Origin of the sequence: Cryobacterium arcticum (assembly GCF_001679725.1) — a bacterium.
Lineage (GTDB): Bacteria > Actinomycetota > Actinomycetes > Actinomycetales > Microbacteriaceae > Cryobacterium > Cryobacterium arcticum_A.
The window spans coordinates 1,816,912-1,838,865 of sequence record NZ_CP016282.1; the positions used below are offsets into that span (position 1 = coordinate 1,816,912).

At 70.2% G+C, this 21,954-nt stretch carries 17 protein-coding genes; 11 read left to right on the forward strand and 6 right to left on the reverse strand.

Going from position 1 to position 21,954, the window contains the following annotated elements; translation table 11 throughout:
- The first annotated feature begins 36 nt into the window (after nt 1-36).
- Genes PA27867_RS08100 through cydC form a run of 4 tightly spaced genes read left to right on the forward strand, consistent with a single transcriptional unit; the run spans nt 37 to nt 5,851 of the window.
- The gene (locus PA27867_RS08100) at nt 37-1,446 is read left to right on the forward strand and encodes a cytochrome ubiquinol oxidase subunit I (protein WP_066595144.1); all 1,410 of its coding nucleotides are present in this window, start codon (nt 37-39) and stop codon (nt 1,444-1,446) included.
- A 9-nt stretch (nt 1,447-1,455) separates the two neighbouring features.
- The gene (gene cydB, locus PA27867_RS08105) at nt 1,456-2,460 is read left to right on the forward strand and encodes a cytochrome d ubiquinol oxidase subunit II (RefSeq protein ID WP_066595150.1); all 1,005 of its coding nucleotides are present in this window, start codon (nt 1,456-1,458) and stop codon (nt 2,458-2,460) included.
- Between the two features lie 6 nt (nt 2,461-2,466).
- Nucleotides 2,467-4,113, forward strand: a complete 1,647-nt coding sequence (gene cydD / locus PA27867_RS08110) for a thiol reductant ABC exporter subunit CydD (RefSeq protein ID WP_066595152.1) — start codon at nt 2,467-2,469, stop codon at nt 4,111-4,113.
- The gene (gene cydC, locus PA27867_RS08115; protein WP_066595153.1) at nt 4,106-5,851 is read left to right on the forward strand and encodes a thiol reductant ABC exporter subunit CydC; all 1,746 of its coding nucleotides are present in this window, start codon (nt 4,106-4,108) and stop codon (nt 5,849-5,851) included. The genes cydD and cydC overlap by 8 nt, the downstream gene beginning before the upstream one ends.
- Nucleotides 5,852-5,854: 3 nt before the next feature.
- Here cydC and PA27867_RS08120 read toward each other — a convergent pair whose 3' ends face one another.
- Nucleotides 5,855-6,508 (reverse strand): DedA family protein, encoded by a 654-nt coding sequence (locus PA27867_RS08120; protein WP_066595154.1) that lies wholly within the window; start codon nt 6,506-6,508, stop codon nt 5,855-5,857.
- A gap of 96 nt (nt 6,509-6,604) precedes the next feature.
- Between PA27867_RS08120 and PA27867_RS08125 the strand changes: the two genes are divergently transcribed.
- From PA27867_RS08125 to holA, 5 genes are all read left to right on the forward strand, one after another.
- Nucleotides 6,605-8,155 carry an anthranilate synthase component I family protein gene (locus tag PA27867_RS08125; protein ID WP_236900880.1) on the forward strand — a complete coding sequence of 517 codons (1,551 nt, stop codon included), beginning with the start codon at nt 6,605-6,607 and terminating at the stop codon, nt 8,153-8,155.
- Between the two features lie 56 nt (nt 8,156-8,211).
- Nucleotides 8,212-10,818 (forward strand): leucine--tRNA ligase, encoded by a 2,607-nt coding sequence (leuS, locus tag PA27867_RS08130; RefSeq protein ID WP_084020887.1) that lies wholly within the window; start codon nt 8,212-8,214, stop codon nt 10,816-10,818.
- Between the two features lie 141 nt (nt 10,819-10,959).
- Nucleotides 10,960-11,790 carry a ComEA family DNA-binding protein gene (locus PA27867_RS08135; protein ID WP_236900881.1) on the forward strand — a complete coding sequence of 277 codons (831 nt, stop codon included), beginning with the start codon at nt 10,960-10,962 and terminating at the stop codon, nt 11,788-11,790.
- 10 nt (nt 11,791-11,800) lie between these two features.
- Nucleotides 11,801-14,335, forward strand: coding sequence for a ComEC/Rec2 family competence protein (locus PA27867_RS08140; protein ID WP_066595157.1), 2,535 nt, complete (start codon nt 11,801-11,803; stop codon nt 14,333-14,335).
- 26 nt (nt 14,336-14,361) lie between these two features.
- Nucleotides 14,362-15,405: a DNA polymerase III subunit delta gene (holA, locus tag PA27867_RS08145; protein WP_084020889.1), complete on the forward strand. Its 1,044-nt coding sequence runs from the start codon at nt 14,362-14,364 to the stop codon at nt 15,403-15,405.
- On the opposite strand, the gene PA27867_RS08150 is transcribed toward holA, so the two are convergent.
- The 5 genes from PA27867_RS08150 to PA27867_RS08170 all read right to left on the reverse strand — a co-directional run bounded on the left by PA27867_RS08150 (nt 15,402) and on the right by PA27867_RS08170 (nt 19,335).
- Nucleotides 15,402-16,154: a hypothetical protein gene (locus tag PA27867_RS08150; RefSeq protein ID WP_157109161.1), complete on the reverse strand. Its 753-nt coding sequence runs from the start codon at nt 16,152-16,154 to the stop codon at nt 15,402-15,404. The two genes, holA and PA27867_RS08150, sit on opposite strands and share 4 nt — an antisense overlap.
- 128 nt (nt 16,155-16,282) lie before the next feature.
- Nucleotides 16,283-16,543: a 30S ribosomal protein S20 gene (gene rpsT, locus PA27867_RS08155; RefSeq protein ID WP_066595159.1), complete on the reverse strand. Its 261-nt coding sequence runs from the start codon at nt 16,541-16,543 to the stop codon at nt 16,283-16,285.
- A gap of 119 nt (nt 16,544-16,662) precedes the next feature.
- Nucleotides 16,663-17,415, reverse strand: a complete 753-nt coding sequence (locus PA27867_RS08160) for an alpha/beta fold hydrolase (RefSeq protein WP_066595160.1) — start codon at nt 17,413-17,415, stop codon at nt 16,663-16,665.
- Nucleotide 17,416: 1 nt separating this feature from the next.
- On the reverse strand, nt 17,417-18,073 hold the full coding sequence (locus PA27867_RS08165) for a response regulator (protein WP_066595161.1): 657 nt from the start codon (nt 18,071-18,073) through the stop codon (nt 17,417-17,419).
- A complete protein-coding gene (locus tag PA27867_RS08170) occupies nt 18,070-19,335 on the reverse strand; it encodes a sensor histidine kinase (protein WP_084020891.1) in 1,266 nt (421 codons plus the stop codon). Before PA27867_RS08170 ends, PA27867_RS08165 begins: the two co-directional genes overlap by 4 nt.
- A gap of 112 nt (nt 19,336-19,447) precedes the next feature.
- Here PA27867_RS08170 and lepA point away from each other — a divergent pair, with 112 nt between their 5' ends.
- Both lepA and PA27867_RS08180 read left to right on the forward strand, forming a co-directional pair.
- A complete protein-coding gene (gene lepA / locus PA27867_RS08175; RefSeq protein WP_066595163.1) occupies nt 19,448-21,301 on the forward strand; it encodes a translation elongation factor 4 in 1,854 nt (617 codons plus the stop codon).
- Nucleotides 21,302-21,306: 5 nt separating this feature from the next.
- Nucleotides 21,307-21,954: a DUF1990 family protein gene (locus PA27867_RS08180; protein ID WP_066595166.1), complete on the forward strand. Its 648-nt coding sequence runs from the start codon at nt 21,307-21,309 to the stop codon at nt 21,952-21,954.

Genomic DNA, 21,954 nt, shown 5'->3' on the forward strand with positions numbered 1-21,954 from the left:
CTACAACACGTAGAAATTTCAGGTCCGGGAGGGCACATGAACGAGTGGCTTGATCCGTTACTCCTGTCGAGGTGGCAGTTCGGCCTCACGACGGTGTACCACTTCCTTTTCGTACCCCTCACCATCGGTCTCGTGACGACCGTCGCGATCTTCCAGACCGCCTGGTACCGCACGAACAAGGCCAAGTACCTGCAGCTCACCCACTTCTTCGGCAAGATCTTCCTGATCAACTTCGCCATGGGCGTCGTCACGGGAATCGTGCAGGAGTTCCAGTTCGGCATGAACTGGTCGGACTACTCCCGTTTCGTCGGCGACGTGTTCGGGGCCCCGTTGGCCTTCGAGGGCATCACGGCGTTCTTCCTCGAGGCCACCTTCATCGGTCTGTGGATCTTCGGCTGGGACAAGCTGCCGAAGGGGCTGCACCTGGCCACCATCTGGCTCACCACCGTGGGGAGCATCGCGTCGGCGTACTTCATCATCGCCGCGAACGCTTTCATGCAGAACCCGGTCGCCTACCAGATCAACGAGGTCAAGGGCCGGGCCGAGCTCACCAGCATCGGGGAGCTGCTCACCAACCCGATCGCCCTCGCCGCGTTCCCGCACACGATCTTCGCCTGTTTCATGGTCTCCGCCGGACTGATCATCTCGGTGGCCGCCTGGCACCTGTCGCGCAACCAGCACCTCGAAACCATGCGGCCCGCACTCAAGTTCGGCCTCTGGATGATGGTCATCGCCGGCGCCCTGACCACCCTGATGGGCGACCAGCTGAGCCTGGCCATGGTCCAGGCCCAGCCCATGAAGATGGCCGCGGCCGAGGCGATGTATCACACCGCCACCGGAGCCAACGCCTCCTTCTCGGTCTTCACCCTCGGCACTCCGGACGGTGTCAGCGAACTCTTCTCCATCCGCATCCCGTACCTGCTGTCGTTCCTGTCGACCCACACCTTCGACGGCACCGTGGAGGGCATCAACAACCTCCAGGAGCAGTACGTCCAGCTCTACGGGCCGGGCGACTACTCGCCGATCATCTGGGTGACCTACTGGTCCTTCCGCTGGATGATCGGTCTGGGCATCGCCCACATCCTCGTCGCCGTCGGCGGCCTCTGGGTCACCCGCAAGGGGCGCAACCCCAAGACCTGGATCTGGAAGGTCGCGATCTGGTCCTTCCCGCTGTCGCTGCTGGCCATGAGCGTCGGCTGGGTCTTCACCGAGATGGGTCGCCAGCCCTGGCTGGTGTTCGGTCTGCTCAAGACAGCGGATGGCGTCTCGCCGAACGTGAGCGGGCTGGAGATCCTGATCTCCCTGATCGCCTTCACTCTCCTGTATGGCGCTCTCGCCGTCGTGGAATTCAGGCTCATTCTCAAGGCCGTGCAGAAGGGCCCGGACGACGCGCCGGTACCCGACGCTGTGTCCGGCGAAATCAAGCAAACGACCACGGTCTACTAGGAGCTCACCATGGAACTCAATATCCTGTGGTTCTGGATCATCGCCGCGATGTTCATCGGGTACTTCGTCCTCGACGGGTTCGACTTCGGCGTCGGCATGTCCCTGCCCTTCCTCGGTAAGGACGACACCGACCGCCGGGTGCTCATCAACACCATCGGCCCGGTCTGGGACCTCAACGAGACCTGGGTGATCGTGGCCGGGGCGTCCCTGTTCGCGGCGTTCCCGGAGTGGTACGCGACGATGTTCAGCGGCTTCTACCTGGCCCTGCTCCTCATACTGCTCGCGTTGATCGCCAGGGGGGTCTCCTTCGAGTACCGTCACCAACGTCCAGAGCTCAAGTGGAAGAAATCCTTCGACACCATGATCGTGGTGGGCTCGGCTGTGCCTGCCCTGCTCTGGGGCGTGGCCTTCGGCAACGTCGTGCGCGGCGTGCCGCTCGATGCGAACTTCAACTACATCGGCACGTTCTTCGACCTGCTCAACCCGTACTCGCTGCTGGCCGGCCTGACCACCCTGCTGTTGTTCTTCACGCACGGCGTGATCTTCGTCTCCACCAAGACCGAGGGCGACATCCGGGTGCGAGCCAGGGCGCTGGCCATCCGGTCCGGCGTCGTGACCATCGTCGTCGCGGCGAGCTTCCTGGTCTGGACCACCCTGGCGTACGGAACCCTCGCCTCCGGGATCCTCGCCGCGGTCGCCGCGGTGGCGCTGATCGCGGCGTACCTGGCCAACCTGCGCGGCAACGAGCGCACCGCCTTCGGACTCATGGCCGTGACCATCGGCTTCGCCGTGCTGACCCTGTTCGCGTCGCTGTTCCCCGACGTGATGCCGGCCAGCAACGACGTGGCCAACAGCCTGACCATCGAGAACGCCTCGTCGACCCCATACACGCTGCAGGTGATGAGCTGGACCGCCCTGATCGCGGCCCCCGTGATCCTGGCCTACCAGGGCTGGACCTACTGGGTCTTCCGCAAGCGGATCACGCGGACGCACATCGAAGCCGCCGTACACTAGATCGGCATGCGCCCCCTCGATCCCCGGCTTCTCAAACACGCCTCAGCCGCGTGGTGGTTCCTCCTGGTCGGAGCGCTCCTGGGCCTGGCCCAGACCCTCACGATCGTGGCCTTCGCGTGGCTGCTCAGCCAGAGCATCACGCTGGCCGTCGATGGTGAATCGTTCGATTTCCTGCGCAGCACCGTCGCGGCCCTGGCCGGGGTGGTGGTCGTTCGGGCCGTGATCGTCTGGCTGCTCGAGGTGGCGGCCAACCGGGGTGCGGCGGCCGTCAAGAGCCAGCTGCGCACCGCGGTGCTCGACCGTCTCGCCGAACGCGGGCCGGACTGGCTGGCCGGGCAGCAGGATGCGCGGATCGCCACGGTGGTCACCAGCGGTCTCGACGCCCTCGACAACTACTTCGCCCGCTACCTGCCGCAACTGCTGCTCACCGCGATCGCCACACCCATCCTCATTGTGGTCATGCTCTGGCAGGACCCGGCGAGCGGCATCACCGTGATCATCGTGCTGCCGTTCATCCCGATCTTCATGATCCTGATCGGGCAGGCCACCCAGACCGTGCAACGCCAGCAGTGGGATGCCCTGCAGCGGCTGTCCTCGGGCTTCCTCGACGTGGTCGGTGGCCTGGCCACCCTCAAGATCTTCGGTCGGGACCGCCGCCAGGCGGCGCGGCTGACCGGCCTCACCGACGAATACCGTGGACGCACCATGACGGTCCTGCGGGTGTCCTTCCTCAGCGGCTTCGTGCTCGAGCTGGCCGGCAGCCTGTCGGTGGCGCTCATCGCCGTCTCGATCGGGCTGCGCCTGGTGGATGGCTCGCTGCTGCTGGGCGTCGGCCTGTTCGTGCTGCTGCTGGCCCCTGAGGCATTCCTGCCGCTGCGCCAGGTGGGCGCGCAGTTCCACGCCGCCGCCGACGGCCTGGCCGCCGCCGAGGAGGTCTTCTCGATCCTGGACGGCGACGCCGGAGAGCAGCAGGCACCGCGGCCCGCCGGAGCCGAGCGCACGACAGCGCCTGCCCGCCCCGCCGCCCTCCGCTTCGACGGGGTGAGCGTTCGCCGCGGCGACACCAGCACCATCGCCGGGTTCAGCGCCGACTTCCCGGCCGGTCGGCTGAGCGTCATCAGCGGCCCGAGCGGGGTCGGTAAGTCCACCCTGATCGGCGCCCTGCAAGGATTCGTCCCCTTCGACGGTGCCGTCTGGCTCGGGACAGAGCGTGTCACCCCCGACGACCGCCGCGAGTGGCTGGCCTGGGCCGGCCAGAAGCCCGGCCTGTTCGCCGGCACCATCGCCGGCAATGTGGCGCTGGGGGAGACCGTCGTGGACGACGAGCTCGTGCTCACCTCGCTCCGGCGGGCCGGGGCCGCAGACCTCGACCCGGCGTTGCACCTCGGTGTCAACGGTGCCGGACTCTCCGGCGGCCAGGCCCAGCGGGTCGCAGCGGCCCGGGCCATCTACCGGTGCCTTGCCCGGGAGTGCGCTGTGCTGGTGCTCGACGAGCCGAGCTCTGCGCTCGACGAGGCGGCCGAGGCCGCCCTGATCGCAGGCCTGCGGGACCTGGCCGCCCAGGGTCGCATCGTCATCGTCGTGAGCCACCGCGGCGCCTTCGTGGACGCGGCCGAGCACGTCGTCCGCCTGAGTGAGGTCGCGCATGTCTGAGCCCAGGGCGAATCGCTCCACCTGGCTGCCCTCACCGGCAGCCCGATCGGTCCTCCGACTGGCGCAGCCGCGCGCGCGGCGCAGCCTCCCCGGCCTCGCCGCGGGCGTGGTCAGCGCGGCCAGCGCCGTCGCGCTCCTCGCCTGCTCTGCCTGGCTCATCACCCGCGCCGCCGAGATGCCGCCCATCATGTTCCTCGGCATGGCCGTGGTCGGCGTACGCGCCTTCGCGCTGTCCCGCGCGGCCTTCCGCTATGTGGAACGCCTGACCAGCCACGACGCGGCCTTCCGCCAGCTCGGCGCGCTCCGGCTGGGCATCTTCGCCCGGCTCCTGCCGCTGGCCCCGGCCGGGCTGTCGGAAACGCGCCGGGGCGACCTGCTCACGCGCCTGGTGCGCGATGTCGACGACCTGCAGGACTTCCCCTTGCGAGTTGTACAACCCCTCGCAACCTCGGGCCTGGTGGCCCTGCTCAGCGTGATCGGTGTCTGGACGGTCCTGCCGGCGGCCGGGCTCACCCTCGCCCTGTGCCTCGTCGTCGCAGGCATCGTGGGCACCGTCGCCTCCGCGGCGCTGGCCGCTCGCTCCGAGCGCGCCCTCGCCCCGTTGCGTGGTGCCCTGGCCGACGAGGTGCTCGAGGTCGTGGAGAACCTGGATGTGCTCACGGCCTTCGGGGCGCTCGAGGCGCGCCTGGACGACCTCAGGGTCGTTGAGGACCGGTTGCGGCGCGCGGCGCTGCGGCGATCGACCGGGGCCGGAGTGCAGGCCGCGGTGATCTCGCTCGGAGCCGGAGCTGCCACGGTCCTCGCCCTCATTGCGGCGATTCCGGCGCTGGGCACCGGTGGATTCTCCGGACCGGCCCTGGCCGTGGTGGTGCTCGTGCCGATGGCGGTCTTCGAGGTCTTCGCGATGATCCCGCCCGCTCTGAGCGCCTGGCGACAGGTGCGCTCCAGCGCCGAACGCGTGGCGACGGCGGTGCCGGAACACGTTCCCGCCGAGATCCCCGCCGAGGCGGCACTGGATTCCGCGACGTCGACGGCGCCGCTCAACGGTGCGTCGGGAGCGCCTGGCAGCCCGCTTCTGGAACTCACGGGCCTCGACGCCAGCTGGCCGGGTGCGCTCGCGCCTGCCGTGGCCGGACTCTCCCTGCGCCTGGACGCGGGTGATCGGGTGCACCTGGCCGGCGCCAGCGGGGCAGGCAAGACGACTCTGGCGCAGACCCTGGTGCGCTTCCTCGATTACACCGGGTCGTACCGGGTCAACGGCGTCGAAGCCCGTGACCTGACCCCATCCGACGTGCGGCGGATCGTCGGCCTGTGCGAGCAGCGGCCATGGCTGTTCGACGACACCATCCGGCAGAACCTGCTCTTCGCCCGGGAGTCGGCCGATGACGACGAGCTGCTGACGGTTCTCGACCGGGTCGGTCTGTCCGAATGGGTGAGCCGGCGTGGCGGCCTGGATGCCCGGGTCGGCGAACGCGGCGCCCTGGTGTCGGGTGGGCAGGCCCAGCGCATCGCTCTGGCCAGGGCCCTGCTCGCCGACTTCCCGGTGCTCATCGTGGACGAACCGACGGCCAACGTCGACACGGGCCTGGGCGACCGGCTGGTGCGGGACATCCTGTCCGCAGCGGCGGACGGCGGACGCGCCGTGCTCCTGATCTCGCACACGCCGGTGCCGGCCGATCTGATCACCCGCACGGTGACGCTCACTGCCCCAGCCGGGCGGCAGGTCTCCCTGCTCTAGGGGTCACTCCGGGGGGAGCTCGTGTTCCATGAACCGGGCCTCCCGGCGCTTGACCCAGTGCTTGACCAGAGCCACGACGAGGACGAACACGGCGATGACCGCGACGAACAGGTACCCGGCGAAATGCAACTGGTCAGAGATGCTCCGGTAGCCCTCAGCGGCGGCGGCGCCGACCGACACGTAGGCGAGGGTCCAGATGACACAGGCGGGCACCGTCCAGCTCAGGAAGGTGCGATAGCGCATGGTGCTCATGCCGACGGTGAGCGGGATGACCGAGTGCAGCACCGGCAGGAAGCGCGACAGGAACACCGCGATGCCGCCCCGCCGGGCCAGGTACCGCTCGGCGCCCGCCCAGTTCTTCTCGCCGATGCGCCGGCCCAGCCAGCTCGCCCGGATCCACGGGCCGAACCGGCGGCCGAGGTAGAAGCCGATGCTCTCCCCGGCGAGGGCGCCCAGGATCACGGCGACGACCAGTGCGACGTATTCGACCGGCCCGTCCACAGCCGTGCTGGCGACGATCACGATGGTGTCACCGGGAACGACCAGCCCGATCAGCACCGAGGTCTCCAGGAGCATTCCCACCCCGGCCAGGAGGGTGCGTACGATCGGGTCGACGGCCCCGACGGCGTCCAGGATCCAGTTGAGTACGTCGTTCACCTCGCCAGCCTAGGGTGTGTGCCTGCGCGGGTGGTGTGCGCCGATCGCGTCCCACGGCGGGCCCATCCACCCGGTCGCCGCCCCTAGGCTGGGCGGGTGCAGTCGATACCCCCTCAGCCCGATCGGGGCTTCGCCCCGCACGCTGAATCCGTGTACTCCAGCCGGCTCCCGCACTGGATCGACCCGGCCGTGGCCTTCGACCTGCTGTACGGCCGGTCCAGCCATGCCGTGTGGCTGGACGCCGGGGCCGGCGCGACGGCCGGAGTGAGCTATCTCGCAGCGGCCCACGCCGGCTCACGGTTCGTCACAGCATCGGCCGGGGCCGGCACGGTGACCTGTTCCCGGCCCCTCGACGCCACGGATGCGCCGCGTACCACCAGCGCCGGCATCTTCGACTTCCTCCGGGCGGACCTGGTGCCCCCCGGGGCCGCTTGGGTGCCCGCAACCGGCCCCACGGGCGACGGGTTCCGGCTCGGCTGGGTCGGCTGGTTCGGCTATGGCCTCGCCGCACCCGCGGCGCATGACGGCTCCGGGGACCGTTCGAGAGGGGACACTCCCGATGCCGCACTGCTCTTCGTCGACCGTGCCATCGCCTTCGACCATGCGGCCCGAACGGTCACCCTGCTCGCGATCACCGGGCCGGGCGTCACCGCGGCCGACCTCGACGCCTGGGTGCTCGACACCGCCCGCACCCTGGACCATCGGACACCCGACACCGAGCCGCACGACACGCAGGCCCCGGCTGCGCGACCGGACCAACCGGCCGCATCCGACGTCCCCCGTGAGGTGCGCTGGCGGCACGACGCCGTCGAGTACGTGCGCCTGATCGAGGCCTGCCAGGAACACATCGTCGCCGGCGACGCCTACCAGCTCTGCCTCACCAACGAGGTCACCGTGGCCGGTCGTTTCGACCCCCTGGAGGTCTACCGGCGGCTGCGCACCGGAAGCCCCAGTCACCACGGCGGCATGCTCAGGTTCGGCCCGTTCGCCCTGCTCAGCGCCTCACCGGAGGAATTCCTGTCGGTCAGCCCGGCCGGGCGGCTGCGGACCCGGCCGATCAAGGGCACCCGGCCGCGTTCGGCCGACCCCGCCGAAGACCGCCAGCTGCAGGGCGACCTGCTCGCCAGCGACAAGGAGCGCGCCGAGAACCTCATGATCGTCGACCTGATGCGCAACGACCTGGGCCGTGTCGCCGCGCTCGGCTCGGTGGCGGTGACGTCGCTGCTGCAGGTCGAGAGCTACCCGCACGTGCACCAGCTGGTGAGCACCGTCGAGGCCCGCCTGGCCCCCGGCCTCTGCGCCGTCGACGCCATCGAGGCCTGCTTCCCCGCCGGATCGATGACCGGGGCTCCCAAGGCCAGCGCCATGCGGATCCTGGCCACACTCGAGGGCGGCGACCGGGGCGTCTACGCCGGGGCATTCGGCTACCTCGGGGTGGACGGCGCCGTCGACCTCGCCATGGTCATCCGCAGCATCGTCCTCGGCCCGTCCGGAGCCTCGATCGGCACCGGCGGCGGCATCACCGCCCTCTCCGTCCCCGCTGAGGAAATCGAGGAGACCCACATCAAGGCCAGGGCCCTGATCACGGCCATCCTGGCGTCCTCGCCGGCGGCTGAAGCGGCGGATGGCCAGGGTTTAGTAACCTAGGAGCTTGGGCGTCGCCAGCGGCCCGAATTCGCTGCGCAGAACGTCACCTCACCACAATGAATGAGAGCCACGTGGCACACGAGCACGACACCCAGTCCAACGGTCCGGAAGAGGAAGACGGCTACGACTTTGCCGCCATCCAGGCGAAGTGGGCTCCCATCTGGGATGAACTCGAACCGTTCCGGACGAGCGACCCCGATGACAAACGCCCGCGCAAGTACGTGCTGGACATGTTCCCGTATCCCTCGGGCGACCTGCACATGGGCCACGCCGAGGTGTACGCGCTCGGTGACGTCGTGGCGCGGTACTGGCGCCAGCAGGGCTTCAACGTGCTGCACCCCATCGGGTGGGACTCCTTCGGCCTGCCCGCCGAGAACGCCGCTATCAAGCGCGGCATCGACCCGCGCGGCTGGACCTACGACAACATCGCGCAGCAGAAGAAGAGCATGAAGCTCTACGCGGCCTCGTTCGACTGGTCGCGGGAACTGCACACGAGCGACCCCGAGTACTACAAGTGGAACCAGTGGCTGTTCCTGCAGCTCTACAAGAAGGGCCTGGCCTACCGCAAGGACAGCTGGGTCAACTGGGACCCGATCGACCAGACCGTGCTCGCCAACGAGCAGGTCCTCGCCGACGGCACCAGCGATCGCAGCGGCGCCGTCGTGGTGAAGAAGAAGCTCACCCAGTGGTACTTCAAGATCACCGACTACGCGGACCGTCTGCTCGACGACCTCAACCAGCTCGAGGGCACCTGGCCGGCCAAGGTGCTCAACATGCAGCGCAACTGGATCGGCCGCTCCATCGGCGCCGATGTCGACTTCGCCATCGAGGGCCGCGACGCCCCGGTCAGCGTGTTCACGACCCGCCCGGACACCCTCTTCGGCGCCACCTTCATGGTCGTCGCCCCGGATGCCGACCTGGCCGCCGAGCTCGTCGCCGACTCCTCGCCCGAGGTGCGCGAGCGTTTCGCCGCCTACCTGGTGCAGGTGCAGAACAGCACCGAGATCGAACGCCAGGCCACCGACCGGGAGAAGACCGGCGTCTTCCTCGAGCGGTACGCCATCAACCCGGCCAACGGCGAGCGCCTGCCCATCTGGGCCGCCGACTACGTGCTGGCCGACTACGGCCACGGCGCGGTCATGGCCGTGCCGGCGCACGACCAGCGCGACCTCGACTTCGCCCTGCGCTTCGACCTGCCGGTTCGGGTCGTCGTCGACACCACCGCCCCCGTCACCGGGGTCATCCCGGTCATCACCCCCGGGATGCTGGACGGCTCCGAGGAGCTGCCGGCGCTGGACTCCGACGCCCTCGACCCGGCCCAGTCCGGCACCGCCCTGACCGGGGAAGGCCGCCTGGTCAACTCCGGCGCGCTCAACGGTCTCACCAAGGCCAACGCCATCAAGCGGATGATCGACACTCTCGTGGCCGACGGAACCGGGCGCGCGACCAAGAACTACCGCCTGCGCGACTGGTTGATCTCCCGCCAGCGTTACTGGGGCACCCCCATCCCCATCATCCACGGCGCAGACGGCACCGAGATCCCGGTCCCGGAGGACCAGCTGCCCGTGCTGCTGCCGCCGACGGAGGGCCTCGACCTCAAGCCCAAGGGAACCTCGCCGCTCGGCGGTGCCACCGACTGGGTGAACGTGACGAACCCGATCGACGGCACACCGGCCAAGCGCGACGCCGACACCATGGACACCTTCGTGGACAGTTCCTGGTACTTCCTGCGGTTCCTCAACCCCACCGACGACACCAAGGCCTTCGACCCCAAGGAAGCCGACAAGTGGGCGCCCGTCGACCAGTACGTCGGTGGTGTCGAACACGCCATCCTGCACCTGCTCTACGCGCGCTTCATCACCAAGGTGCTCTTCGACCTGGGCTACGTCACCTTCACCGAGCCGTTCACTGCGCTGCTCAACCAGGGCATGGTCATCCTCGACGGCGCCAAGATGAGCAAGAGCAAGGGCAACCTGGTCTACTTCACGGAAGAGGTCGACAAGTTCGGTGTCGACGCCGTGCGCCTGACCATGGCGTTCGCCGGGCCGCCCGAAGACGACATCGACTGGGCGGACGTGTCCCCGGTCGGCTCGGCGAAGTTCCTGGCCCGCGCCTGGCGTGTCGCCCGCGACGTCACGAGCGCCCCCGAGGTGGAGTGGAAGACCGGGGACGTGGCGCTGCGTCGCGTCACCCACCGCTTCCTCGCCGACGCCCCGTCGCTCATCGAGGCGTTCAAGTTCAATGTCGTCGTCGCCCGCATGATGGAGCTCGTCAACGCCACCCGCAAGGTCATCGACACCGGCGCGGGCGCCGGCGACGCCGCCGTGCGTGAGGCGGCCGAGGTGACCGCCATGGCCCTGAACCTCTTCGCGCCGTACACCGCGGAGGACATGTGGGAACGCCTGGGCTACGAGCCCTGTGTCGCTCTGGCCCAGTGGCGGAAGCCCGACCGCAGCCTGCTCGTGGCCGAGTCGGTCACCGCCGTGGTGCAGGTCGACGGCAAGGTGCGCGACCGCCTCGAGGTGTCCCCGAAGATCTCCACCGACGACCTGGAAGCTCTCGCTCGGGCGTCCGCCGCCGCGATCCGGTCGATCGGCGATCGCGAGATCGTCAAGGTGATCGTCCGGGCACCGCGCATGGTGAGCATCGTCACCAAGCCGTAGCCCACTCGCTCGGCCGCGTCCGGCCCCGGGCGTAGCGCCCTCGACGCCGGCCCCGCCTCCACAGGCGGGGCCGGCGTCGTGTTCTCCCCAGGGCGGGCGTCCACGCTTCCCGCACCCCGTACCGGTTCCTAGCCTGCCGGTATGGACCTCGACCCGTTCGACAGCCTGGCGCCCGTATCTCGACCCGGGGCCGCCGGCTGGCGTGCCCGCCTGCGTGAACCCGGCCGGGCGCGGATGCGTATCGGCGTGGGCGCGGCCGTCGTGCTGCTGCTCGCAGCCCTGGGGATCGCCGTCGCCGTGACCGCCGTGGGCCAGGTGGGCCACAGCGTCGAGGTCGCCGCGAACCGGGGCGCGGCCGGCCCGGCTGCCTCAGGGGCAGCCACCCCCGGCCCTGACGGCCCCCACGGGACCGCGGGCGTCGTCGGCGCGCAGGGCTCGTCCGGAGCGACCGCCGCGGGGGAGGAACCGGACGGGGACGGCGCGACGGGTGAGGGTACCGCCGCGGCGCCGGCGATCTTCGTGCACGTGCTGGGGGCCGTGGCGCACCCCGGTCTCTTCGAGGTGCATGACGGCGCCCGGGTGGTCGACGCCGTGGCGGCCGCCGGCGGCCTCCTGGCCACGGCCGACCAGTCCGGCGTGAATCTGGCCCGCCTGGTCTCCGACGGCGAGCAGCTCTACGTGCCGGCCCAGGGCGAAGTCGTGGCCGGCGCGCCGCCCGTGGCCGCCGGCGGGGGAGGGAGCGGCAGTGGTGGGGGAGTCACCGGCAGCGGGGCCGCGGCCGTCAGGGTGAACCTCAACACGGCCACGCTGGCCGAGTTGGACACACTGCCGCGGATCGGACCGACGATGGCCCAGCGCATCCTGGACTACCGCGACGCGCAAGGCCGGTTCGGCAGTATCGACGACCTCCGCAACGTGACCGGGATCGGCGACAAGACCTTCGCCGCACTCCAGGACCTGATCACGGTCTGAGCAGGCCGGCATGAGCGGCACGGTGTCCCGATCCCGTCTGGCGCTCGGCCGCGTCGACCTCCGGCTGGTGCTCCCCGCCGCGGCCTGCTGGACGTCGGCCGGACTCCTGGTGGCCGCGCCAGGGGAGGCTGCCTATGTGGTGATCGTTCTGGGCGCGGTGGCGGCGGGCGCCCTGGTCTGGGCGGGCGGGAGCAGTCGCGCCGCCGGGCGTCCGCACACCGATGGTCCGTCGTGGCCCGCCCGGCTGCTGGGCACCGTAATGGTGTGCTGTGCGGCGGCCGCGCTGGCCGGTCTCGCCGTGGCGGTGCAGGCACCGGACCGGTACCCAGAGGGCGTGCGCGCCGCCATCGCGGCACACGAGGAGGTCACCGCGAGGCTCACCGTAGCCTCCAGCGCCGTTCCCGGTCCGCGCGCAGCCTTCGGCGGGTCGGCGCAGGTACGTTTCCGGGCCACGCTCACGACATTGGAGGGGGCACCGGCACACCGGTCGGAGCCCGCGCCCGCGGCGGCGGGCCGTTCCGGCCGCACCGGATTGGTCGTGCCCGTCGTGGTCTTCGCGCGGGTGTCCGAGTCCCCTCCGCGGATCGGGGAGGAGGTGAGGGTGGCCGGGACCCTCGTGGCCACCGATCCCGGTGACGCCGCGGCGGCCCTGCTGTTCGCCAGGGACGCAGCCGAGGTGCTGAGCCCGGCCCCGTGGTGGTTGGCCTGGGCCAACACCCTGCGTGCGGGCTTCGCCGCCGCGTCGGGCACGCTGCCAAGAGACGGGGCCGCGTTGCTGCCCGGGCTCGCCATCGGCGACACGTCGGCGGTGAGCGACGACCTCGACAGCGCGATGAAACTCAGCTCCCTCAGCCACCTCACGGCGGTCTCCGGCGCGAACTGCGCGATCGTGCTGGCTCTTGCCCTGCTGGTCGCCGCCGCGCTCGGCCTGGGCCGGCTGTGGCGGATCGGCGTCGGTCTGGCGGTCCTGGCCGGCTTCGTGGTCCTGGTGACCCCGGAACCCAGCGTGGTGCGCGCCGCGGCCATGGCCACCGCGGTGCTCGTATCCGGCTCGATGGGCCGGCCGGGCCGGGGCCTGTCCGCCCTGGCCATCGCCACGCTCTGCCTGGTCATCGCGGATCCCTGGTTGTCGCGCAGCTACGGCTTCGCCCTCTCGGTGCTCGCGACGCTCGGCCTGCTGCTGCTCGCGGCGCCACTCAGCCGCCGCCTGGCGCGCTGGCTGCCCCGACCGCTGGCCACGGTCCTGGCGATCCCGCTCGCCGCCCAGCTGGCCTGCCAGCCCGTCCTGGTGCTGCTCAGCCCCACCTTGCCGGCTTACGGTGTGCCGGCGAACCTGCTCGCGGGCCCCGCTGCACCCCTGGCCACCATCGTGGGCCTGGCCGGATGCCTCCTGCTTTCGTTCCTGCCCGGGCTCGCCACCTGGCTGATCTGGCTGGCCTGGCTACCGGCCACCTGGATAGCAGCGGTCGCCCGCACGAGCGCCGTTCTGCCCGGCAGCAGCCTGCCCTGGCTGGGCGGACCCGCAGGGGTGCTGCTCACGGTGGCCTGTACAGCGGCGGTGCTCGGCCTTGCGCTCCGCCGGACCCCGCTCGTGCTGCGCATCCTGAGCGCCGGCCTGGTCTGCGTGACCGTGGGGTGCACTCTGGGCACCCTGGTGGGCACGGGCCTCGGGCGGGCCGCGGCGTTCCCCGCCGACTGGCAGATCGCGGCCTGCGACATCGGCCAGGGTGACGCGGTCCTGGTGCGCGACGGCGAACGGGTGGCGTTGGTCGACGTCGGTCCGGACCCGGCGCTGCTGACACACTGCCTGGACACCCTGGGGATCGACACCGTTGACCTGCTCGTGCTCACACACTACGACCTGGACCATGTCGGCGGACTGGATGCGGTGATCGGCCGGGTGGGAACCGCCCTGGTGGGGGTGCCGGAGAACGCCGACGACGCCTTGCTGCACTCCCGGCTGGTCGAGGGTGGGGCCGAGGTACGGGAGGCGGCGCGGGGAGACAGCGGCATCCTCGGCGGCCTCGCCTGGCAGATCCTCTGGCCGATCCGGGGCTCCCCGCTCATGCAGACAGGCAACCCGGGAAGCGTCACGATCCTCTTCGACGGAGCCGGCATCCGGTCGGTGTTCCTGGGCGACCTCAACGAGGAGGCCCAGAACGCCCTCCTCGCCGCCGGGCCGATCGGGCAGGTCGACGTGGTGAAGGTGGCCCACCACGGTTCCCGCGACCAGAGCGCCGCGCTGTACGCCCAGTTGCGGGCGTCGGTGGGGCTGGTCTCGGTCGGCGCCGACAACGGCTACGGGCATCCGACCACATCGCTGCTTGACGTGCTCGCCTCGACGGGCACGGCCGTTGTGCGCACCGACCAGGACGGGATGGCCGTTCTCGCCCCCACCGCGCGGGCGCCCGCCGTCGGCCAGACCAGCGTGGACGAGGCGGCGCCGCCCGGGGCGGCCGGTGCGGCGCTCCGGGTCTGGACCGAACGGGTCGGCGGCACCCGGGTGGGCACCACCAGGGTCGGGAGCGTCGGGGGCTCCGGTTAGGCTGGAGCGGTAGCGAAGGGAGCCGCGTGGCCGCACGAACAACCGCACAGGCACGAACCGGCAAGCCGGCCGCGAAGGCGAGTGCAGCGAAGATTCCCCAGCTCGCCTGGCACCAGGTGCGACCGGCACCCGTGGTACTGGTGTCCGGCACCGAGACGTTCCTCGCCGACCGCGCCATCCGCTCCTTGCGGGACTTCCTCAAGCTGGAGGATCCCAGCCTCGAGGTCAGCGACATCCAGGCCGACAGCTACGCCCCCGGCGAGCTGCTCACCCTGGCCAGCCCGTCGCTCTTTGGCGAACCGCGGATGATCCGGGTCAGCTCGGTGGAGAAATGCAGCGACACCTTCCTCACCGAAGCCATCGACTACCTGCAGAACCCGGCCGATGACACCTATGTCGTGCTACGCCACGGCGGGGGAGTCCGCGGCAAGAAGCTGCTCGACACCATCCGCAGCGGAGTGGGCGGCGCCGTCGAGGTGGTCTGCGCCGAACTGAAGAAGGATTCCGACAAGCACGACTTCGCGACAGCGGAGTTCCGGGCCGCCGGGAAGCGCGTCACACCGAGCGCCCTGCGTTCCCTCGTGGCCGCCTTCTCCGACGACCTCGCCGAACTGTCGGCCGCCTGCCAGCAGCTCATCGCGGACACCGGCGCCGAGGTGACCGAGACCACGGTGGACCGCTACTACGGCGGCCGGGTCGAGACCAACGCCTTCAAGGTGGCCGATTCCGCGATCGCCGGCCGGCTGGGGGAGGCGCTCGTGACCCTGAGGCACGCGCTGTCGTCCGGGGCGGACCCGGTTCCGATCGTCGCCGCGTTCGCGAGCAAGATCCGCACCATGGCCAAGGTCTTCGGCGCCCGCGGGGGATCCGCTCAGCTGGCGGCCAGCCTGAGCCTGGCTCCGTGGCAGGTGGAGCGCGCCCAGCGCGACCTCCGCGGCTGGTCGGACGAGGGTCTGGCCCGGTGCATCGTGATGCTCGCCGAGACGGATGCCGCGGTCAAGGGCGCCGGGCGCGACCCGGTCTTCGCGCTCGAACGCCTCGTGACGGTAATCGCCAAACGCGGGGACTAGGGACGGTCGGACACCGTGACCGAGTCACGGTTCAGGTAGATCCAGACACCGTCCGTGTACTCCGGGTCGCCGCAGGTCTCACCGCTGACCTTGACCGGAAGGATCGTGGACGAGCCGACCAGATCGGCCTGTGACGCCGTCGCCTCGAACGATCCGGGCAGGGTCGGGCAGTACTCGAGTTGCACGCGGCCGTACAGATCGGTGAACTGCACCATGATCCGCTGGGTGGGCGCGGGCAGCACCACGGCGAGAAGAACCGCCAGGGCGGCCAGGCCCAGGCCGACCAGCCCGAGCACAGCGCCGAGGATGGTGAGGCCGCGGCCGGCCGGCATCCGGTTCTCGTCGTGGGCGTGCCCGGAGGAGGGCGAGGTCGGAAGCGAGGCCGCGAAGAGAACGCAGGCCCCGGCCAGCACGAGCACGAAGCCCAGGAGGCCGGCGAAGACCCAGGGGTTCAGCCCGGCGTACGCGGAGACCTGTGGTGCGAATCGGAGCCCGGCCGCGATCACGGCAGCGGCAACGGCGAACGCGGCGCCGAGCAGTCCGGCTTGGTGACGCCAGGGCGAGGACCCGGGGGCGGCCGGTGTCGCGGCCGATGCCGGGCCGCCGGCGCCGGGCTCACCGTTGCCGGGGTCACCGATACTGGGCTCCACGCTGCCTGGCTCACCGGAACTGGGCTGGGCCGCGCTCGGCTGACCCCCGCTGGTCTGTCCGGGAGAACTCGTGGCCCCGGTGGCCTGCTCGCTCGTCACGTCGACACCATAGCGTCGGCGGGCCGCGCCGGAAAGGGGCGCACGGTACGGCCGCACACGCAGAAAACCCCCGCCAGGGGCGGGGGTCTGTCTGTGTGGCGCCTCGTCAGAGAACGCCGACGGCCGAACTAGAGCGCGTTGACCGACTTGGCGATAGCGGACTTCTTGTTCGCTGCCTGGTTCTGGTGGATGACGCCCTTGCTGACGGCCTTGTCGAGCTTCTTGGAAGCAACGGCGAGGCTGGCGACAGCCTTGTCCTTGTCACCGGCGGCGACGGCGAGGCGGGTAGCCCGGATGGCCGTCTTGAACTCGCTCTTGACCGCCTTGTTGCGCTCCTGCGACTTCTTGTTCGTGAGGATCCGCTTGATCTGCGACTTGATATTTGCCACGTTTTTTACGCTTTCGTTAGGTTCTTGTTCGGATGGGCCGCCCGGTGATAGAGGGCACCGTGCGGCGAAAATCGTGTGGGGTGGGACCCAACACGCAAGCCAACAGGCAACGATACCAGCTATCCGGCCCGACCATGCACCGAATCGGGCTGATCTCGTCCTGGGCGGGCCTCCACCTCGGCGAGGATCTGCCCGAGCACTCTATCGAACCGGTGCGGACGGTGCAGGCTCACCAGATGACCGGCGCCGGGAACCGTCACGAGGGTGCCGTGCCGACTCGCGCGCAGGAAGCGTTTCTGGTGCAGCCTGAAATGGTCCCACGCCCCGTTGACCAGCCAGACCCGGCCCGGGTAGGCCGCCAGATCGGTCAGCGGTGTCAGGGTCCCCGTCTCCCGCAACCCCGCGTCCATGACCTCCAGGGCCACGCCTCCGGCGAGGACATCGGCGGCGCCGGCCGGCGGGAGCATCCGCCGCACCAGGAACGTGTGCAACCGGAGTCCGCGGTCGGGCAGCCGGTGGATCAGCCGGGCGAGCAGCCTGTAGCCGGCCAAGCCGGGCCCGCCGGGTTCGAACGCCGACCCCACGGCCACGAGGGCGAGCACCCGGTCCGGGTGCCGGGCGGCGTAGGCGATGGCGTAGTACCCGCCGAGCGAGAGGCCCACGAGCACGACCCGGCCGCCGAGGGCGTCGACGCCGGCATCGATGGCAGCGAGGGCACCGGCCACGGTGAACTCCTCGCCCAGCCTCGACCCGTGCCCGGGCAGGTCGATGGCGAGCACCGGGTGACCGGCCGCGGCCAGCACCTCGCGCTGGTGCCGCCACATGCTGGCCGACGTGCGGATGCCGTGCACCAAGACGACCGGGACCGGCATGTCAGGCTCCCCTGATGGTTCCGGACGCTCGGGCGCTGGCCACCGCCGAGGTGCGCGACCCCACCCCGAGCTTGCCGAAGATGTGCACCAGATGGGACTTCACGGTCGCCTCGCTGAGGAACAGGTCCTGCCCGATCTGCCGGTTGGACCGGCCGGCGGCGACGAGACCGAGCACCTCGACCTCGCGCGGGGAGAGCCGGCTCTCCGGAACCCTGGAGCGGTCGGCCAGGCGGGTCACGATGGCCGGTGCGAGGGCGCTCTGGCCGGCCGCGGCAGCGCGCACGGCCGTGATGAGCTCGGCCGGCGGGGCGTCCTTGAGCAGATAGCCGCTGGCGCCGGCCTCGATGGCACCGAGGATGTCGGCATCCGTGTCGTAATTCGTCAGGATCAACACGTGCGGGGCGCCGGGAATCGCGCGCACCCGCCGGGTGGCCTCGGCCCCCTGCATGGTTCCCGTCTGCCTCGGGGCGCCGGGCGCTGCCCCGCCGAACTGCAGGTCCATGAGCACGACATCGACCCGTCCGGACGCCGCCAGCGTCACCGCCTCCTCGGCCGTGCCGGCCTCGAGCTCCACGACCAGGTCGGGTTCCGCGCCGAGCAGGGCCCGCAGGCCGGCCCGCACCACGGGGTGGTCGTCGGCGAGCAGGACCCGGATCATGCCGCCACCTGCCCGGTCGGGAAGGTGACGGCCACGGCCGTGCCCTGACCCGGCGCGGACTCGAGCACGAAGCTGCCGCCGAGTTGCTCCACCCGTTGCCTGATGGCGACCAGCCCGAACGAGTCAGGGCTCTGGGCGGCCGCATCGGTGAGAGTGAAGCCCCGGCCGTCGTCGACGATGTCCAGGGTGACCTCATCGGTCATGTAGCTCAGCGTGATCTCGGCGCGACCGGCATCGGCGTGCTGGGCGACGTTGGCCAGCGACCCCTGGGCGATGCGCAGCAGGGTGGTTTCCAACGACATCGGCAGGGCCACGGCGTCCCCGGTGACGTGCAGGCTCACCCGGGTGGCCCGCCCATCGGTGGGCGCCGGGCGCTCCATCGAGGCCGCGAGCCTGGCCAGGGCGCCGGGCAGGGTCTGGGTGTCCAGGGCCGGCGGGGTGAGTTCGCGGATGAACCGGCGGGTCTCCTGCAGGTTCGCCGCGGCCGTGTCCCTGGCCAGTCGCAGATGGTCGAGGGCGGCCGGGTCGGTGACGGTGCGCTCGGCCGCGTGCAACAACAGTTGGATGCTCGAGAGCCCCTGCGCGACGGTGTCGTGGATCTCCCGGGCCAGGCGCTGGCGTTCGGCGAGGGTGCCCGCATCCCGGGCGGTGGCGGCGAGCTCGGCACGGGTGGCCAGCAGGTCGTCGATGAGCGTCTGCCGTTCGCCGGCCTCCCGCAGCAGCGCCCGGTAGCCCAGCCCGACCGCGACGGCCACTCCCGCGGCCACGAGCGGCCCCAGGGTCGCTCCCAGGCTCAGTCCCACGTGCAGGCTCATCGACCAGATCGTGAGGAGAACGCTCAGCAGCACCAGCGGAACGCCCGCCCGCAGGGGCAGCACGTGCAACTGGAGGAAGAAGAGGGGGAAGACGATGAACGCGGCATCCTCGGTCAACAGGGTCAGCGCGAGCCACTCGACCAGCAGCAAGGCCATCCAGACCGGCACGACCCAGCCGCGCGGTCGGGTCCTGGCCAGGCGGCCACCGCCCGCGTAGCTGGCGAGGAACAGCAGGGCCAACGCCACGATAAGAGCCGCATTCGGGGCCGCGTCCCACAGGGTGAGCACGATCACCAGCCCCGTCAACGCCACGATCAGCAGGTGCAGGCCGATCCGCAGCCCCGAGAAGACCGGGGTCAGGGCGGAATGCGGCAGGCCGTCGCCGATGCTGGTTGGCGGGGTGGGATCCCGCGGGATCGGGGTGGCGCGCACGGCGAGGCTGGACATGGTGATGCCAGCATAATCAGGCCGTGCGCGGCCGGCATCCGTCGAATGGATGAGCGAGCCAGGCCGTGGCAGGTCACCCCGATGCTGCGGGGCATGGGACAATTGGGCCATCATGTCACCGAGAGCTCTCAAGGCGCTGGAACCGGCCGCAACCGCCCCCGCGTTCATCCGTAACTTCTGCATCATCGCGCACATCGACCACGGCAAGTCCACGCTGGCCGACCGGATGCTGCAGATCACCGGCGTCGTCGACGACCGCTCCATGCGCGCCCAGTACCTGGACCGCATGGACATCGAACGCGAACGCGGCATCACCATCAAGAGCCAGGCTGTGCGCATGCCGTGGGAGATGGACGGCCAGACCTACGCGCTGAACATGATCGACACCCCGGGCCACGTCGACTTCACCTACGAGGTCTCCCGCAGCCTGGCCGCCTGCGAGGGCGCCATCCTGCTCGTCGACGCCGCACAGGGCATCGAAGCCCAGACACTGGCCAACCTGTACCTGGCACTGGAGAACGACCTCACCATCATCCCGGTGCTCAACAAGATCGACCTGCCGGCCGCCGACCCCGACAAGTACGCCAAGGAGCTCGCCAGCCTCATCGGCGGCAGCCCCGACGACGTGCTGCGGGTCTCCGGCAAGACCGGCGTGGGCGTGTCCGAGCTTCTCGACCGCGCCACCTCGCTGATCCCGGCCCCGGTCGGCGATGCGAACGCCCCGGCCCGCGCGATGATCTTCGACTCGGTCTACGACAGCTACCGCGGCGTCGTCACCTATGTGCGCATGATCGACGGGCACCTCAGCCCGCGCGAGAAGATCCAGATGATGTCGACGCGCGCCACCCACGACATCCTCGAGATCGGCGTCACCAGCCCCGAACCCACGCCGAGCAAGGGCCTGGGCGTCGGCGAGGTGGGCTACCTGATCACGGGCGTGAAGGACGTGCGCCAGTCCAAGGTCGGCGACACCGTCACGACGGCGGCCAAGCCGGCCACCGAGGCGCTGCCCGGCTACACCGAGCCCAAGCCCATGGTGTTCTCCGGCCTGTACCCGATCGACGGCAGCGACTACCCGGCGCTGCGCGAAGCGCTCGACAAGCTCAAGCTCTCGGATGCGTCGCTGGTCTACGAACCGGAGACCTCCGTCGCGCTCGGCTTCGGCTTCCGTTGCGGCTTCCTGGGCCTGCTGCACCTCGAGATCATCACCGAGCGCATCGACCGGGAGTTCAACCTCGACCTGATCACCACCGCGCCGAGCGTGATCTACGAGGTCACCACCGACGACAAGAAGACCGTCACGGTCACCAACCCGAGCGAGTTCCCGAACGGCAAGATCGCCGTCGTCGAGGAGCCCATCGTCAAGGCCGCGATCCTCGCGCCCAAGGACTACGTCGGCGTGATCATGGAACTCTGCCAGGGCCGCCGCGGCACCCTGCTCGGCATGGAGTACCTCGGTGAGGACCGGGTCGAGATCCGTTACACGATGCCGCTGGGCGAGATCGTGTTCGACTTCTTCGACCAGCTCAAGAGCAAGACCGCCGGCTACGCGTCGTTGGACTACGAGCCCATCGGCTCGCAGGAGGCCGACCTGGTCAAGGTCGACATCCTGCTCCAGGGCGAACAGGTCGACGCGTTCAGCGCCATCGTGCACCGCGACAAGGCCTACGACTACGGCGTCCTCATGACCGGGCGCCTCCGCAAGCTCATTCCGCGCCAGCAGTTCGACGTGCCCATCCAGGCCGCCATCGGCGCCCGCATCATCGCTCGCGAATCGATCAGCGCCATCCGCAAGGACGTGCTGGCCAAGTGCTACGGCGGTGACATCTCCCGCAAGCGCAAGCTGCTCGAAAAGCAGAAAGAAGGCAAGAAGCGCATGAAGATGGTCGGCCGGGTCGAGGTCCCGCAGGAGGCGTTCATCGCTGCGCTCTCCGGCGACGAACCGCCCAAGAAGGAAAAGAAGTAACCGTCATGCGACGCTCGACCTTCACCGACGCCGCCGTGACCTACGCCGCCATCGGCGGCACCCTCGCGTCCGACCTCATGCGCTACCCACCCAAGGGGCACCGGCCGCTCGAGCGCACCGTGCGCCTGGGCAGCGGCGAGGAACGCTTCCGCGCAGCGACCACGTCCCTGATGACCTGGGGCATCCAGCGGGGCAGCGGCATCGAGGTCACCGACCTCGACGCCGGAACAGGCGTGCAGTACACCGGCATCGTCTTCACCGACGACGGCACCCCGGCTCCCAACCAGGAGCACCCGGTGAACGAGGCCACCTTCGCCGAAGACGGCACCCCCTTCATCAGCAACGGCATGACCGGCGTGCTCAAGATCCCGAACGGCCCGTTCACGGTCGCCGCACCGGTGCGCGTGGTCTACGTCATCGACGAGGCCGACAAGATCGGCTTCGCCTACGGAACCATGCGCGGCCACCCGCAGAACGGCGAGGAAGCGTTCATCGTCGACCGCCGCCCTGACGACTCCGTCTGGCTCACGATCCGCTCGTTCTCCCGGCCCAGCACCTGGTACTACCGCCTGGCCTGGCCGGTCCTGCGCTTCCAGCAGGAACGCTACACACGCCGCTACCTCCGCGCCCTGCACCCCGTCGGGATGGCCTGA

Excerpts from the sequence above, each read along its gene's own strand:
- PA27867_RS08100 (WP_066595144.1), top strand. The coding sequence starts at position 37 with ATGAACGAGTGGCTTGATCCGTTACTCCTGTCGAGGTGGCAGTTCGGC.
- cydB (WP_066595150.1), top strand. The coding sequence starts at position 1,456 with ATGGAACTCAATATCCTGTGGTTCTGGATCATCGCCGCGATGTTCATC.
- cydD (WP_066595152.1), top strand. The coding sequence starts at position 2,467 with ATGCGCCCCCTCGATCCCCGGCTTCTCAAACACGCCTCAGCCGCGTGG.
- cydC (WP_066595153.1), top strand. The coding sequence starts at position 4,106 with ATGTCTGAGCCCAGGGCGAATCGCTCCACCTGGCTGCCCTCACCGGCA.
- leuS (WP_084020887.1), top strand. The coding sequence starts at position 8,212 with ATGAATGAGAGCCACGTGGCACACGAGCACGACACCCAGTCCAACGGT.
- PA27867_RS08135 (WP_236900881.1), top strand. The coding sequence starts at position 10,960 with ATGGACCTCGACCCGTTCGACAGCCTGGCGCCCGTATCTCGACCCGGG.
- PA27867_RS08140 (WP_066595157.1), top strand. The coding sequence starts at position 11,801 with ATGAGCGGCACGGTGTCCCGATCCCGTCTGGCGCTCGGCCGCGTCGAC.
- PA27867_RS08160 (WP_066595160.1), bottom strand. The coding sequence starts at position 17,415 with ATGCCGGTCCCGGTCGTCTTGGTGCACGGCATCCGCACGTCGGCCAGC.
- PA27867_RS08165 (WP_066595161.1), bottom strand. The coding sequence starts at position 18,073 with ATGATCCGGGTCCTGCTCGCCGACGACCACCCCGTGGTGCGGGCCGGC.
- PA27867_RS08170 (WP_084020891.1), bottom strand. The coding sequence starts at position 19,335 with ATGTCCAGCCTCGCCGTGCGCGCCACCCCGATCCCGCGGGATCCCACC.
- lepA (WP_066595163.1), top strand. The coding sequence starts at position 19,448 with ATGTCACCGAGAGCTCTCAAGGCGCTGGAACCGGCCGCAACCGCCCCC.
- PA27867_RS08180 (WP_066595166.1), top strand. The coding sequence starts at position 21,307 with ATGCGACGCTCGACCTTCACCGACGCCGCCGTGACCTACGCCGCCATC.